The sequence below is a fragment of the Flavonifractor sp. An92 genome (assembly GCF_002159175.1).
GTDB lineage: Bacteria > Bacillota > Clostridia > Oscillospirales > Oscillospiraceae > Pseudoflavonifractor_A.
In genome coordinates this window covers 1-14323 of the sequence record NZ_NFGZ01000033.1, presented here as the reverse complement: position 1 = coordinate 14323, position 14323 = coordinate 1, and the positions used below count along the sequence as shown (strand labels likewise).

Annotated in this window: 12 protein-coding genes; 4 read left to right on the top strand and 8 right to left on the bottom strand. The window is 65.4% G+C overall.

All coding sequences use genetic code 11. The features are described 5' to 3' along the window. Positions 1 to 16: 16 nt before the first annotated feature. Together B5G43_RS15065 and B5G43_RS15060 are read right to left on the bottom strand one after the other, a co-directional pair. The gene (locus tag B5G43_RS15065) at positions 17 to 2008 is read right to left on the bottom strand and encodes an alpha-amylase family protein (RefSeq protein WP_087262807.1); all 1992 of its coding nucleotides are present in this window, start codon (positions 2006 to 2008) and stop codon (positions 17 to 19) included. After that, positions 1998 to 2954 (bottom strand): carbohydrate kinase, encoded by a 957-nt coding sequence (locus B5G43_RS15060; RefSeq protein WP_087262805.1) that lies wholly within the window; start codon positions 2952 to 2954, stop codon positions 1998 to 2000. Before B5G43_RS15060 ends, B5G43_RS15065 begins: the two co-directional genes overlap by 11 nt. A 215-nt stretch (positions 2955 to 3169) precedes the next feature. On the opposite strand from B5G43_RS15060, the gene B5G43_RS15055 reads away from it, so the two are divergent. Then, positions 3170 to 3694 (top strand): nitroreductase family protein, encoded by a 525-nt coding sequence (locus B5G43_RS15055; RefSeq protein WP_087262804.1) that lies wholly within the window; start codon positions 3170 to 3172, stop codon positions 3692 to 3694. Positions 3695 to 3751: 57 nt separating this feature from the next. Here B5G43_RS15055 and B5G43_RS15050 read toward each other — a convergent pair whose 3' ends face one another. After that, a complete protein-coding gene (locus B5G43_RS15050) occupies positions 3752 to 5071 on the bottom strand; it encodes a sodium-dependent transporter (RefSeq protein WP_087262849.1) in 1320 nt (439 codons plus the stop codon). 226 nt (positions 5072 to 5297) lie between these two features. Here B5G43_RS15050 and B5G43_RS15045 point away from each other — a divergent pair, with 226 nt between their 5' ends. After that, the gene (locus tag B5G43_RS15045) at positions 5298 to 7781 is read left to right on the top strand and encodes a UvrD-helicase domain-containing protein (RefSeq protein WP_087262803.1); all 2484 of its coding nucleotides are present in this window, start codon (positions 5298 to 5300) and stop codon (positions 7779 to 7781) included. A gap of 51 nt (positions 7782 to 7832) precedes the next feature. Here the strand turns inward: B5G43_RS15045 and B5G43_RS15040 are convergent, their stop codons facing one another. Next, positions 7833 to 8471 (bottom strand): HAD family phosphatase, encoded by a 639-nt coding sequence (locus tag B5G43_RS15040; RefSeq protein WP_087262801.1) that lies wholly within the window; start codon positions 8469 to 8471, stop codon positions 7833 to 7835. A 67-nt stretch (positions 8472 to 8538) separates the two neighbouring features. On the opposite strand from B5G43_RS15040, the gene B5G43_RS15035 reads away from it, so the two are divergent. Both B5G43_RS15035 and B5G43_RS15030 read left to right on the top strand, forming a co-directional pair. Further along, complete coding sequence (locus B5G43_RS15035; RefSeq protein WP_087262798.1) at positions 8539 to 9453, top strand: DMT family transporter; 915 nt, start codon at positions 8539 to 8541, stop codon at positions 9451 to 9453. 181 nt (positions 9454 to 9634) lie between these two features. Then, the gene (locus tag B5G43_RS15030; RefSeq protein WP_087262796.1) at positions 9635 to 9982 is read left to right on the top strand and encodes a hypothetical protein; all 348 of its coding nucleotides are present in this window, start codon (positions 9635 to 9637) and stop codon (positions 9980 to 9982) included. 50 nt (positions 9983 to 10032) lie between these two features. Here B5G43_RS15030 and B5G43_RS15025 read toward each other — a convergent pair whose 3' ends face one another. The 4 genes from B5G43_RS15025 to B5G43_RS15010 form a co-directional block, all read right to left on the bottom strand. Next, the gene (locus B5G43_RS15025) at positions 10033 to 11913 is read right to left on the bottom strand and encodes an LTA synthase family protein (RefSeq protein WP_087262795.1); all 1881 of its coding nucleotides are present in this window, start codon (positions 11911 to 11913) and stop codon (positions 10033 to 10035) included. A gap of 142 nt (positions 11914 to 12055) precedes the next feature. Further along, the gene (locus tag B5G43_RS15020; protein ID WP_087262793.1) at positions 12056 to 12634 is read right to left on the bottom strand and encodes an ATP-binding cassette domain-containing protein; all 579 of its coding nucleotides are present in this window, start codon (positions 12632 to 12634) and stop codon (positions 12056 to 12058) included. After that, entirely contained in the window at positions 12624 to 13400 is a 777-nt protein-coding gene (locus B5G43_RS15015) for an ABC transporter permease subunit (protein ID WP_087262792.1), read from the bottom strand. Before B5G43_RS15015 ends, B5G43_RS15020 begins: the two co-directional genes overlap by 11 nt. A gap of 2 nt (positions 13401 to 13402) precedes the next feature. After that, positions 13403 to 14323, bottom strand: a 921-nt coding sequence (locus B5G43_RS15010; protein ID WP_143382885.1) for an MqnA/MqnD/SBP family protein, incomplete at its 5' end; no start/stop codon positions are given.

Here is a 14323-nt window from a genome sequence, read left to right as displayed (position 1 = left end):
AGGCGGGGGGAAGGGTTCAAGGCTGGACGTTGAGGTACCAGGCGAAGCCGCAGGGATAGAGCTCCACGTGGTCCAGGCTGTCCCGCTTGCCCCCGTAGACCAGCTCTTCAAAGGGGCCCTGCTCCCAGGAGGAGGCGGTGACAAACTCCTGGCTGAAGTTGAAGAAGGCGATGAGCTTGCGGCCCTGGTACCAGCGGCCGATGCCCAGCACGTGGGGGTTGCCGGTGTCGAAGGTCCACATGTCGGCCCGGGCGTCAAAGACCGGCTCGGCGCGGCGGATCTCCTCCAGGTGGCGCAGGCCCTCAAACTGCTTGCCCTGGCGGGTGGTGGTGTCGTGGCGGAGCTGGGCCAGATCCCACTGGAAGGCTCCGCGGTGGATGTAGCGGCTGTCGTCCCACTTTTCGGGGTCGTTGTGGTAGGAGTAGTCGTTGAGCTGACCGATCTCGTCGCCGCTGTACAGCACGGGGATGCCGCTCTGGGTGAGCATCCAGGCGTGGAGCATCAGGTCACAGGCGATGGCCCGCTCCAGCTTGAAGGGGTCCTGCTCGTAGTCGGCGGCCTCCACGCCGCAGAGGGAGGCGGTGGTGCCGCACAGCCGGGCGTCGCCTAGGCGGGGGTCGTCGTTGTAGCGCTCGCCCCGGCTGTCGCTGCCGGGCCACTCGCCGGTGAACCACTCGTTGAGGTACTTCTTGTGGGCCACCTCGTCGGTGCCGAAGCGCTGATTCAGCCAGGGGTAGTCCAGGCCCCAGCCGATGTCGTCGTGGCAGCGCAGGTAGTTGAGGAAGAGGAAGTCCCGGGGCAGGGCGCAGACGGTGTCCATCTGGTGGCGCAGGAGGGAGACATCGGCGGTGGCCAGGGTGTGCCAGGTGGTGGCCATGGTGGTCACGTTGTAGAGCATGTGGCACTCGGGCTTCTCGGGGGTGCCGAAGTAGGGTACCACCTTGGAGGGCTCCATGACCACCTCGCCCAGCAGCAGCACGCTGGGGCAGACCACCTCGCAGACGATGCGCATCATCCGCACCAGGGTGTGGACCTGGGGGAGGTTGCGGCAGTTGGTGCCCAGCTCCTTCCAGATGTAGGGCACCGCGTCCAGGCGGATGATGTCGATGCCCCGGTTGGCCAGGTACAGGAGGTTCTCGGTCATGTCGTTAAAGACCACGGGGTTGGCATAGTTGAGGTCCCACTGGTAGGGATAGAAATTGGTCATGACCACCTGCTGGCAGTCGGGAAGCCAGGTAAAGCTGCCCGGAGCGGTGGTGGGGAACACCTGGGGCACGGTCTTTTCAAACTCGTGGGGGATGTCCCAGTTGTCGTAGAAGAAGTAGCGCTCCCGGTAGCCCGGCTCGCCGGCGCGGGCCTTCCGGGCCCACTCGTGGTCCTCGCTGGTGTGGTTCATGACGAAGTCCAGGCACAGGCTCATGCCGTCGGCGCGGCAGGCGTCGGCCAGGCGCTCCAGGTCGTCCATGGTGCCCAGCTCGGGCTGCACCTTCCGGAAGTCGGACACGGCGTAGCCGCCGTCGCTGCGGCCCTTGGGGCTCTCCAGCAGGGGCATCAGGTGGAGGTAGTTCACGCCGCACTCCTTCAGGTAGGGGAGCTTCTCCTCCACACCGGCCAGATTGCCGGCGAAGGCGTTGACATAGAGCATCATGCCCAGCAGCTCCCGGCCCCGGTACCAGTCGGGGTCGGCGGCCCGGCGGGCGTCCTGGGCCACCAGGTCGTCCTTGCGCGCCAGCCAGCTGCGGCGGAGCATGTTCACGAAGTAGTCAAAGGCGGCGGTGTCGTTGTGGTAGAGCTCGCAGTAGAGCCACTTGAGCTCGTCATAGTACCGGCCCAGCCGCTCCTCAAAGACGGCGGTGTCCCGCACGGCGGGCGCGGGAGTTTCAGGGACGGTGGGAGCAACAGGGGATTCAGTGACGGCGGGAGCCACGGGAGCCACAGGAGCGGCGGCCGCAGCGGCCTTGGCGGCTTTGGCGGCGCGGAGGGTGGTACGGGTGCGCTTAGGCCTCATGGCACTTCACTCCTTTCTCGACTTCTTCCAGGGTGGGCATGGCGGGGATAGCGCCGCTGCGGGAGCAGGTGAGGGAGGCGGCGCGGTTGGCGAAGGCCAGAATGTCCTCCAGCTCTTCGGCGGTCAGGCCCTCCAGGGGCTTCTCGCCCCGCCGGACCAGGCGGCTGAGCACCGCGCCCAGGAAGGTGTCCCCGGCGCCGTTGGTGTCGGCCACGGTGGTGGCGACGCCGGCCACCCGGCCGGTGCGGCCCTGCCAGCGGTAGAAGGAGCCCTCACCGCCCATGGTGATGAGGACCAGCCCCACGCCCTGGTCGGCCAGGCGGCGGCTGCCCTCCTCGGGGTCATCGGTGCCGGTGAGCAGGGGCAGCTCCTCGTCGGAGAGCTTGATGAGGTCCACCAGGGGCAGGGGAATGCGCATCCACTGCACGGCGTGCTCCTGGTTGGGCCACAGGGAGGCACGGTAGTTGGGGTCGTAGCTGACCAGCACGCCGCAGGAGCGGGCGTGGCGGGCGGCGTAGATGGTGGCCGAGCGGGACAGACCGGCGGTCAGGCTCACCGAGCCGAAGTGGAGCACCTTGGTCTGCTCCACCAGGCGGGTGTCCACCTGCTCGGGGGCCAGATTGCAGTCGGCGCCCCGGCGGAACTGGAAGGAGCGCTCACCGGTGGCGTCCACGGTGACCACCGCCATGGTGGTGGGAGCCTCGTCGGTGAGAAGGCCGGCGGTCTCCACGCCGTTCTCCTCCAGCACCATATGCAGATAGCGGCCAAAGCCGTCCCGGCCCACCTTGCCCAGGAAGGCGGTCTTGGCCCCCAGACGGGCAGCGGCCACTGCCACATTGGCGGGTGCGCCGCCGGGATTGGCGGCAAACAGGGGAACGCCGTCCCCATTGGCCCCGGTCTGGGTCAGGTCGATCAATACTTCTCCGATGGTCGTAATGTCCGTCATGGCAGGACCTCTCCCTTTCTGTATTGAAAAAAGTTGTAAACGATTTCAATCCATAATATAGCACATTCCGCTCCAACTGGCAATTCCAAATCCGCAGGCCGTTTCGACAAAATCAAGGGGGCGATTTTGACCACATTGAACAAGAGCCGGAGGTTGCGCCGCCCCGCCGGACTGTGGTACCATGGAGCCATACTAAAGAGAAAGGATGTGCGGCCATGGAATTGCTGCGGATCTTTCAGGAGCGGCGGAGCATCCGCTCCTACACCGGGGAGCCGGTGCCCGAAGAGGCATTGAAGCAGATCCTCCAGGCGGGGCTGCTCTCGGCCAGCGGCCGGGCGAAGCGGCCCTGGACCTTCCTGGTGGTACGGGAGCGGGAGACGCTTCAGAAGATGGCCCGGTGCCGTCCCGCGGGGGCCGGGATGCTGGCCCAGGCGGACTGCGCCGTGGTGGTGCTGGGGGATGAGGAACAGACCGACGTGTGGGTGGAGGACTGCTCCATCGCCATGGCCAATATGCACCTGATGGCGGATGCCCTGGGCGTGGGGAGCTGCTGGGTGCAGGGCCGCCTGCGGGAGGCCCCGGGGGGCGGTACCGCGGAGGAATTCCTCCGGGATCTGCTGGGCTTCCCCGAGCACCTGCGCCTGGAGGCGGTGCTGTCCCTGGGCATGCCCGCCGAGCGGCCGGAGCCCCGGGCGCTGGACACCCTGGACTGGTCCAAGGTCCACCGGGAGCGGTATTAACGCAAAACAGGCTTCTGTCCGCGGACAGAAGCCTGTTTTTTTAATTGAGAGCAAGGATCAGCCGATGCCGCCCTTGACGATGCCAAAGATGACCACCAGAGCGGCCAGGAACACATAGAAGTAGGCGATCACGTCGAAGCTGCGGCCCAGGGGACGGGGGCGGCCGATGTTCAGCTCGGCCTTGATGTTCTTCATGCCGTAGATGAGGTAGATGAACACCGCGCACAGCACCGCGCCGAAGGGGGAGATATAGATGGTGACGGTGTCCAGCCAGGAGCCCATCTTGGGCAGGGACTCCAGGAACACCGACACGCCGAACACCACCGCCGAGATCACCACCACCGACAGGGTGCGGGACAGCTTCAGGCGGTTGGCCAGGGCCTCGCTGCACGCCTCCATCATGTTCACCAGGGAGGTGATGCCGGCGAAGAACACCGACACGAAGAAGAGGATGGCGAACAGCCGACCGGCGGGCATCTGGGCAAACACCTGGGGCAGGGTGACGAACATGAGGGAGGGGCCGCTGGAGGGGTCGATGCCGAAGGCGAACACGGCGGGCAGGATGGCGAAACCCGCCAGCAGCGCGGCCAGGGTGTCCAGCACGGCGGTGTAGCCCGCGTGCTTGATGATGTTCTCATCCTTGCGCATGTAGCTGCCGTAGATGAGCATGCCCGCGCCGTTGATGGACAGGGAGAAGAAGGCCTGTCCCATGGCGTAGACCCAGGTATCCAGCTTCATGAGATAGGACCAGTCGGGCTTGAGGAGGTAGGCGTAGCCGCCCTCGGACCCGGGCAGGAAAAAGACCCGCACGGCGATGATGACGAAGAGGATGAAGAAGGCGGGCATCATGAACTTGCTGATTTTCTCGATGCCGCCCTCCACGCCCAGGATGAGGATGAGGGCGGTGAGGACCACGGCCGCCAGGTGCCAGGGGATGGAGCCGAAGTCCACGGCCAGGGTGTCGAAATAGGTCTGGGCGTCGGTGTGGATCACCGCGCCGGTGACCGCGCCCGCGCAGTAGCGCAGCACCCAGCCCACCACCACCGAGTAGCCGATGGCGATGCCCAGCACGCCCGCCAGGGGCATGATGCCGATGATGGCGCCGCCCTTGAGGCCGCGGCGCGTGAGGATGAAGTCAAAGGACCCGGCGGTGCCGGTGCCGGTGAGGCGGCCCAGGGCGAACTCCGCCGACAGGCCCGCGTAGCTGAACAGGGCCACGAAGATGAAATAGGGGATCAGGAACGCGCCGCCGCCGTACTGGCCCACCCGGTAGGGAAAGAGCCAGATGTTGCCCATGCCCACGGCGGAGCCCACCGCGGCCAGGACAAAGCCCACGGAGCTGGTGAACTTCCCGGCCTCGTGCTTGTGTTGGGACATGATGATTTCCTCCATACAGACGCCCGCGCGTTCCATGCGCGGGCGCGTCTCTCGATTTCAGGTATCATTATGGTGGAAAGGACCGGAAATGTCAACGCTCGTTTGGCTTCTCCCGGGAGAAATCGGCGAAATCCCGGGCGACGGGCGGTTGCACCGGCTGGGGAAACTGTGATAAAATAACGGTTACTGTCAGTTGAAACCCGGATGGAAAAGAGGAATGGGACGCATGTTGAATCGTGAACAGGAGCTGCGCTTCTGCAAGGCCAGAAGAGCGGCCATCGCGCTGGATTACCAGGATCTGAACCCCCAGCAGCGCAAGGCGGTGCTGGCCACCGAGGGGCCCCTTCTGCTGCTGGCCGGAGCGGGCAGCGGCAAGACCACCGTGCTCATCCGGCGTATCGCCAATCTGATGCGCTACGGCCGGGGCTCGGACTGCGACGAGGTCCCCGAGTGGGTGGGCCCGGCGGAGCTGGAGCAGCTGGAGGCCTATGTGGCATCCCCCGATGAGGCGGGGAAGGAGGCCGCCCAGCGGCTGTGCCGCCTGGAGCCGGCGGCTCCCTGGTCCATCATCGCCATCACCTTCACCAACAAGGCCGCTGGTGAGCTGAAGGAGCGCCTGGAGCGGCTGCTGGGCCCCTCCGCCAACGACGTGTGGGCCTCCACCTTCCACTCGGCCTGCGTGCGCATCCTGCGCCGGGACATCGACCGGCTGGGCTTCACCAGCTCCTTCACCATCTACGACACCGCCGACTCCGAGCGGGTGGTGAAGGACATTTTGAAGGACTTCAACCTGGACGACAAGACCTTCCCGCCCAAGTCGGTGCTGGGGTATATCTCCCGGGCCAAGGACGCCATGAAGAGCGGTAAGGACTATCTGAAGGAGTGTGAGAAGGCGGGGGACTTTCGCCTGACCAAGATCGCCAAGGTCTATGTGGAGTACGAGCGCCGCCTGCGGGAGGCCAACGCCCTGGACTTCGACGACATCATCCTCCACACGGTGCGCCTCCTGCAGGAGTATGAGGATGTGCGGACCTATTATCAGCGGAAATTCCGCTACGTCCTCATCGACGAGTACCAGGACACCAACCATCTGCAGTATCTCCTGGCCTCCACTCTGGCTGGAGGGCATGAGAACATCTGCGTGGTGGGCGACGATGACCAGTCCATCTACCGCTTCCGCGGCGCCACCATCGAGAACATCCTCTCCTTTGAAAACCAGTACAAGGGCGCCCGGGTCATCCGCCTGGAGCAGAACTACCGCTCCACCAAGAACATCCTGGAGGCCTCCAACGCGGTCATCCGCAACAACCAGGGCCGCAAGGGCAAGGAGCTATGGACCGACCACGACGACGGCGAGAAGGTCAAGTGCTACACCGCCATGAACGAGCACGACGAGGCCCAGTTCGTGGCCGCCCAGGTGCTCTCCGACCGCTCGGCTGGCCGGGCGTGGAAGGACCACGCGGTGCTCTACCGCATGAACGCCCAGTCAAACCAGATCGAGCAGGCCTTCAAGAAGAACGGCATCCCCTACCGCATCATCGGCGGCATCCGCTTCTTCGACCGGGCGGAGGTCAAGGACATGCTGGCCTACCTGTGCGCCGTGAATAACCCGGGAGACGATCTGCGCCTGCTGCGCATCATCAACAACCCGCCCCGCGGCATCGGACAAAAGACGGTGGATACCGCTCAGGAGCTGGCCCGGGACCGGGGCTGCTCCCTGTGGGAGATCGTGGAGAAGGCCGGGGACTACCCGGAGCTCCAGAAGGCCGCCGGCAAGCTGGGACAGTTTGCCGAGCTGATGACCGAGCTGCGGAAGCTCTCCGGCGAGATGGACCTGGATGCCTTCTACGACGAGGTGGTGGAGCGCACCGGCTACGCCGCCATGCTGGAGCAGAAGCGCACCATCGAGGACCGCACCCGGCTGGAGAACGTGCGGGAGCTGGCCACCTCCATCCAGAATTATCTGGAAAACGCCGAGGACGAGCCCTCCCTCTCCGGCTTCCTGGATGAGATCGCCCTGTATACGGACCTCGATAACCACGACCCCAGCGAGGACAGCGTGGTCATGATGACCATGCACTCGGCCAAGGGCCTGGAGTTCCCGGTGGTCTTTGTGGTGGGCGTGGAAGAGGGCATTTTCCCCGGCGTGCGGGCCATCGGCGAGCCGGAGGAGATGGAGGAGGAGCGGCGGCTGTGCTACGTCGCCATGACCCGGGCCCGGGAGAAGCTCTACCTCTCCTGTGCCTCCCAGCGCATGATCTTCGGCCGCACCAGCGCCAACCGGCCCTCCCGCTTTTTGGCTGAGATTCCGGAGCAGTTCGTGGAGAAGAGCGGCCGCACCTTCCACACCCGGGAGGAGGGGAGCGGCGAGTGGCAGCCCCCCCAGCGCCGCCAGCGGCCCCGCCCGGTGTACGACCGGGGCTACTCGGTGGGGAGCGGCTATGGCGGATACAGCGGCGGGAGCTCTGCCGGCTCTGCCTCCACCCCCACCGCCGGAAAGGGGAGCGCCGCCGCGCCCGCCCGTCCGGCCAAGGCCCCGCTGCCCGACTTCCAGAAGGGCGACACCGTGGTGCACAAGGCCTTCGGCAAGGGCCTCATCACCGGACTCACCCCCATGGGCGGCGACGCGCTGGTGGAGATCGCCTTTGAGGAGAACGGCACCAAGAAGCTGATGCTCCGGGCGGCCTCCCAGCACATGACCAAGGAATAAGAAAAGGCTCCCACGGGCCGCGCGAAACAGCGGCCCGTGGGAGCATGTGTGTCAATTCGATTTGGGGAGGAGTTCCATAAAGCTGCGGATGTACCGGTGGCTCACCGCCCGCAGCTCCTCCTGGTAGTCCGCGTAGAAGGGGTCATACACCCCCACCACCCGGATGCCCGCCTCTTTGGCGGTGCGGCAGGCCCCGGGGGAGTCCTCAAAGAGGGTGCAGTCCTCCGCCCGGACCCCCAGATGGGTGAGGACGGCCTGGAAATACCGGGGGTCCCGCTTCTCCACGCCCAGCTCCTGGGCAAAGAGGATGGAGGAGAAAAAGGGCGTCAAATTGTGGCGTTCGAGGGCCGCTTTGCACATCTGGGGCACGCAGGCGGTGGTGAGGACCATCGGCTCCCCCCGGTCCCGGCTGTACTCCAGAAATTCCCGGGCCCCCTCCTTCAAGGGGACGTGGTGGGAGTAGGCGTCCCCGGCCAGGGCCGTCCACTCGTCCATGATCTCCTGGGGGCTCTCCTCCAGGTGGTAGTAATCCTTGGTGTACTGCGCGGCCACCGGGAAAATGGAGTGGCCCACCGTGTGGCAGTACTCCGGCGTGGCCGTAAAGCCCCGGCGGGAGAGAAAGACCCGGTCTACCTCCACCCACACGCCGTTGGAGTCGATGAGGGTACCGTCCAGATCGAATAAATACATAGAAACCTCCTGTGCCGCCTGGTGCGGCACTTCCCATGATACCACATCAAAGGAGTTGGCACAATCCATGCACGATACGCTCATGCGCCGTCTGGCCAAGCCCATGCTGTTTGCCGCGGCTTTCATCTGGGGCTCCTCCTTCTTCATCATGAAGGGGGCGGTGGACGTGATCCCCACCTTTTATCTGTTGGCCATCCGCTTCACCGGCGGCGCCATTCTGCTCTCCCTCGTGTGCTGGAAGAAGTGGAAGCACTTCACCCGGGACTACCTGTGGCGGGGGGCTATCATCGGCGGCTTCCTCTTCACGGCCTACTCGGTGCAGACCTTCGGCCTCATGGGCACCACGCCGTCCAAAAACGCCTTCCTGACGGCGGTGTACTGTGTGATGGTGCCCTTCCTCTACTGGGCGGTGGCCCATAAGCGCCCCGACCGCTATAACATCCTGGCCGCGGTGCTGTGTGTGACGGGTGTGGGGCTGGTGTCCCTCACGGAGAGCTTCACCGTCACCTGGGGCGACGCCCTGACCCTGTGCTGCGCCATTTTCTACGCCTCCCACATCGTGGCGGTGGCCAAGGTCTCCCCGGGGAAGGACATCTACCTCCTGACCGTGTTCCAGTTCTTCTGGGCGGCGGTGTACGCCTGGGTGTTCGGCGCGCTGTTCCAGGAGTTCCCGGCGGCCGAGACCCTGCTGAACCCCGACCTCCTCATCCAGATGGGCTACCTCATCGCCATGGCCACCACCGTGGCGCTCCTCTTCCAGAACGTGGGCCAGGTGTGGTCCGACCCGGCCTCCGCGTCGGTGATTTTGTCGCTGGAGTCGGTGTTCGGCGTGCTGTGCTCGGTGATCTTCTACGGCGACCCGGTGACCGGGCGCCTGCTGGTGGGCTTTGCCCTCATCTTCGTGGCGGTGGTGTGCTCGGAGACCAAGTTCTCCTTCCTCCGCCGCAGTTCCCGCGGACAGAAGGTCCGCAATCGCGCCTGATGCTCCAGAGGGCCGCTCACCATTCCGGTGGGCGGCCCTTTTTGGGACCGGAGATTGACAGCGCCAGTTGGCTTGTGCTATAATCTATCCAGCGAAACCGCCGAACTCAAAATTGGTTGTAGAAGCATGATTGTGGCGACACAGGATTGCTGCGCCCATTTTGAGAAAGGTGGTATTTTTTATGACCAAATCCATGAGCCATTGTGAGTATCCCATCGCCGAGGCCCGGGAGGCCCTGCGCCAGCGCGCGGCGGCCGAGGCCACGGTCCTCTCCCGCTCGGTGGGGCGGATGACCTCCTGCGACCTATGCCCCTGCCGGGAGTACGGAGAGGAGGTGGCGCGGGAGTACGCCTCGGTGAACCGGCTGCTCTACCTCCAGCAGTGCCGGCTGGCCCTGGAGCGGGCCCTGACCTCGGGGCGCAGCCGCCTGCGCTACCGATGGGCCGACGGGCGCACCACGGACACGGTGTTCCACCGGGTCCGGGGCCGGGTGCGCATCTCCGGTCTGGCGGGGGGTGTGACCCTCTGAGAGACGAAACCGGCCCCCGGCGCGTAAAGCGCCGGGGGCCGGTTTTTGCGTCAGGGCGAGGCCAGGGTGAAGAAATCCGACGGCCGCCGTCCCTTGTCAAAGATGTTGTTGTACAGGACCCGCTTGTACTCGTCCAGGGCGGTCTGGGCGGTGGGGGAGAGGTTCTCCTCGTCGCTGGTGTGGACCCAGTTGCCCTCGCCGTCCACATAGCCCACGGTGTTCACGATGGGCAGCTCCTGCCAGAGGTCCTTCAGGTACTGCTGATACCCGGTCTGGGGGAGGCCCGCCACCTCGGTGAGGTAGGCGGACAGGTAGTTGAGGGAGAGGGAGACCCGCTCCCGCTCGGGGATGTCGTAGTTGGCCCAGATGAGGAAGGGGACCATCTGCTTCTTCTGCGCCACGTCGGGGGCCAGGAAGTCCACCTCTTCGCCCAGGGTCTCGGTGTAGAAATCGCCGTCCACCTGGGGCTGGTGGTCGCCGAAGAGGCAGATCATGGTGGGCTCCTCCACCTGGGAGAAGTAGTCGATGAGGTACTCAAAGGCCTGATCGCTCTGGTAAATGAGGCTCAGGTACTGGTCCACCGTGTCGTACTTGCCCTCCATGTCGCCGGTGAGCCACACCTCCCGGGGCAGGTTGGTCCACTCGCCGGTGTAGCCGCTGTGGTTCTGCATGGTCACGTTGAAGAGGAACAGGGGCTGCCCCTCCTCCTTGGCCTCATAGCGGGCGATGACATTTTCGTAGTTGGCCTGATCGGAGAGGTATTCCCGGATGATATCCTCGTCCTCGTCGTAGGTGAAGTCCTCCAGGAAGTGCTTTTCGTCAAAGCCCATGTCGTTGTACACCGCCACCCGGTTCCAGCCGGAGGAGTAGTAGGGGTGCATGGCCACCGTGTAGTAGCCCAGATCCCCCATCTGCCGGGCCAGACCCGGCTCATTGGAGCTGATGTACATGTGGTAGGGCACCGTGCCGGCGGGGAGGAAGGCGGTGGTGTTGCCGGTGAGGAACTCATACTCCGAGTTGGCGGTGGTGCCGCCGAACACCGAGGAGTAGGCGTAGCCCTTGATGGTGTTCTCCTCCAGGGAGCGGAGGAAGGGCATGGCGTCCTGGTTGGTCTCCACCCCGGGCAGGACACTCAGGTCGGAGAAGGACTCATTCATGATGACGATGAGGTTCACCGGCCGGGTGATGCCGCCGGAGGTCTCCACCGCGGCGTCGTCCGAGGGGTACTCCTCCGCCAGGGCGTCCACCGACACGGTGGAGTAGCCGCTGGGGGGCTGGACCCAGCTGTACCGCACGCACAGGGAGAAGTTGAGGGCCAGGCCATTTCCGCGGGTGGTCCACATGGAGGGGGAGATCCCCGCATCTGAGACGGTGTTGGTACAGAAGAACATCCACAAAAAGGCGAAACAGGCCGCCTGGCTGGGGATGAAGAGCTTCCAGGAGAAGGGCTGCCGCTCTTTGGGAGTGGGGAGCAGCGCCAGGGCCGCCAGGAACAGGACCATCACCAGCAGGGTGAAGAGCTGGGTGAGGTCGGGCAGGTAGTTGTAATTCCCGGCCACGTTCAGGGCGGTGCGGATGGTGACGATGTCACTGGGGAAGATGGTGCGCCCCCGGAAGCGGAAGGCGTAGCTGTTGATGATGCCGATGACCCAGGCCAGGAACATGGCCCAGCGGGTGGCCCGGTCCCGGTTGCCCCAGACAAAGTAGAAGAAGATGGCCCCCATGTAGTACCAGACCAGGTTCAGCGCCAGCTGTAAATTGGAAAAGCCCCAGGGGTCGTTGTTGTTGAGCAGCTCCACCAGCACGTAGGAGATCAGCGGACCGGCCAGGAAGAACCCCCGGGAGAGCCAGGCGGCCAGTCCGGGGGAGATGGGGAGCTTGGGATAGTGCAGGCGGCGTGTCCGCTCGCGCAGAGCCAAGGGAAATTTCATAGTGCCTCTCCTGTTCAAAGGGACGGCGCCCAAAGACCTGGGCGCCGGAATGGGTGATGGACAGGGATAATCATACCACAAAAGTTAGAAAAAGCAACGGCCTTTCCCAGTTTTGAAGAGGTTCTTTAGAAAACCTTCAGAATTATCCCTCCACCCGCCGCAGGGGCGGGCCGTCCAGCGGGAGGACGGCGTCGGCCAGGGCGACCAGGGCGCTCTCGTGCCCGGAGAGGAGCACCGGCGTCTCCAGGTCCCGGATGCGGCCGAGGATGCGCGCCGCCCGGTCTCCGTCCACGCCGGTGAAGGGCTCATCCAGCAGCAGGAGCCCCCCGCCGCAGGCCAGGGCACGGGCCAGGGCCAGGCGGCGCTTCATGCCGCCGGAGAGGGCCTTGGGGTAGTGCGCGCCCTCGCCGGAGAGCTCCACCAGCTCCAGCCAGCTCTCCGCCTCTCCCCAGCGCTCCCGGGGGAGCACATCGGTGATGTGCTGCGCCGCCGTGCGCCAGGGGAGGAGCCGGTCCTCCTGAAAGAGGATCACCGGCCGCTCCGGGAGCTCCACCGCCCGGGCCGTGTAGGACTGCAAACCCGCCAGACACCGCAGAAAGGTGGTCTTGCCGCAGCCCGAGGGGCCGGAGAGCAGGGTGATGCCCTTATCCGGCCAGGAAAGCGAGAAGTTGTCCAGCACCTTCACGCCGCCGTAAGCGGCGGTCATACCCTCAACCCGCATGGGTGTTCCCTCCCTCCAAACGGCCCAGCAGGGCCCCCAGGCCCCGCTCCAGCAGGAAGCTGAGGACGATCACCACCAGCGTCCAGGCGAAGAGGTCCTGGGTCTCCAGATAGATCTTGGAAAAATACACCTGGGTGCCGATGGCCCGCTTGGGCACGCACAGCACCTCGGCGGCCACACCCGCCTTCCAGGCCAGGCCCAAGGCGGTGTGGCAGGCGCTGGCGAAGTAGGGCAGCACCGAGGGGATGTAGATGAGCCGCACCGTTTTCCACCGGGAAAAGCGGTAGGCTTTCCCGGCCTCCAGCAGCAGCGGGTCGGTCTGGGCGATCCCCCGGGACACGTTGCCCCACACCACCGGCAGCACCATCAGGGCGGCCACGATGGCGGGCACCCGCCCGGTGGGGGCCCAGAGGATGATGAGCAGGATAAAGGAGGCCACCGGTGTGGCCCGGATGACCCGCACCGCCGGGGAGAAGATCCAGTCGGCCCAGGCAAAGCTCTGGGTGAGCACGGCCAGGACGGTCCCCACCGCCACGCCCCCCAGGAGCCCGGCGAAGATGCGCCCCAGGGTGGCAAGGGCCGTGAGCCAGAATTCCCCCTCTCCTGCCAGGGAGACCAGGGTGGTCAGCACCGTCAGCGGGGCGGGGAGGATGAACTCGGTGCGGATGCCCTGGATGTTCTCCAGGTACCACACCGCGCCATGCCACACCAAAAGCCAAAAGGCCAGGGGGAGAAGCCCCCTGGCCAGTGGTCGTCTGTTCCTCATGCTCAGGGCAGGTAGTAGAAGGCGTCATCCGGGTTGGCCCCGCCGATGGAGGCGGGATCGGCGTTGTAGAGCACCGCGTAGTAGTCCCGGATGGAGAGCATATCGCTGCCGGTGATGCACACCAGATTGGCCTGGGGGATGGCGGCCACGGCGATGGGCTCCTTGGGCACGATGCCGGCCTCCACCACCAGGGGAGCGGCCTCCTCCGGGTTCTCCCGGACATACTCGATGGAGGCGGCGTACTCGGTGAGGAAGTCCTCCACCGCCTGGGGATTTTCCTCCAGGAACTCGTTGCGCACCACCACGCAGCCCATGGTAAAGGTGCCCTCGGCCCCGGCCTCCTCCCAGGCGGTGTTGAAGTCGATGGCGGCGCGGATGTCGCTGTTCTGCATCAGCACGCCGGTGGCGGCGGGCACGGGGAGCATGGCCAGCTTGGCCTCACCGGACACCATCAGGGCCTGGACCTCCTCGGCGGTCTTCCACTGGATGTCCACGTCCTTCTCCGGGTCCACGCCGTTGAGGGTGAGGAGATAGTCCAGCACATACTCGGGATTGGCGCCCTGGCCGGTGGCGTAGAGGGTCTGGCCCGCCAGGTCGGCCATGGAGTTCACATTGCTGCCGTTCTCCAGGATATAGAGCACGCCCAGGGTGTTGAGGGCCAGCATCTGGATGGACTCGGTCTTATTGTAGTAGGTGGCGGCCACATTGGTGGGGAGAGCCGCGATGTCCACCTCACCGCTGGAGAGCTTGGCGGTCACGTCGGTGGGCTGGCTCAGCACCTCCACGTTGTAGTCGTTGAGGGTGGTCCCCTCGGCGTCATCGGCGATGAGCTTGGCGGCGCCCATGCCGGTGGGGCCGTTGAGCATGGCCAGGTTCACGCTGGTCCGCTCCGCGGGGGTCTCGCTGGCGGAGGGGGAGGGGGT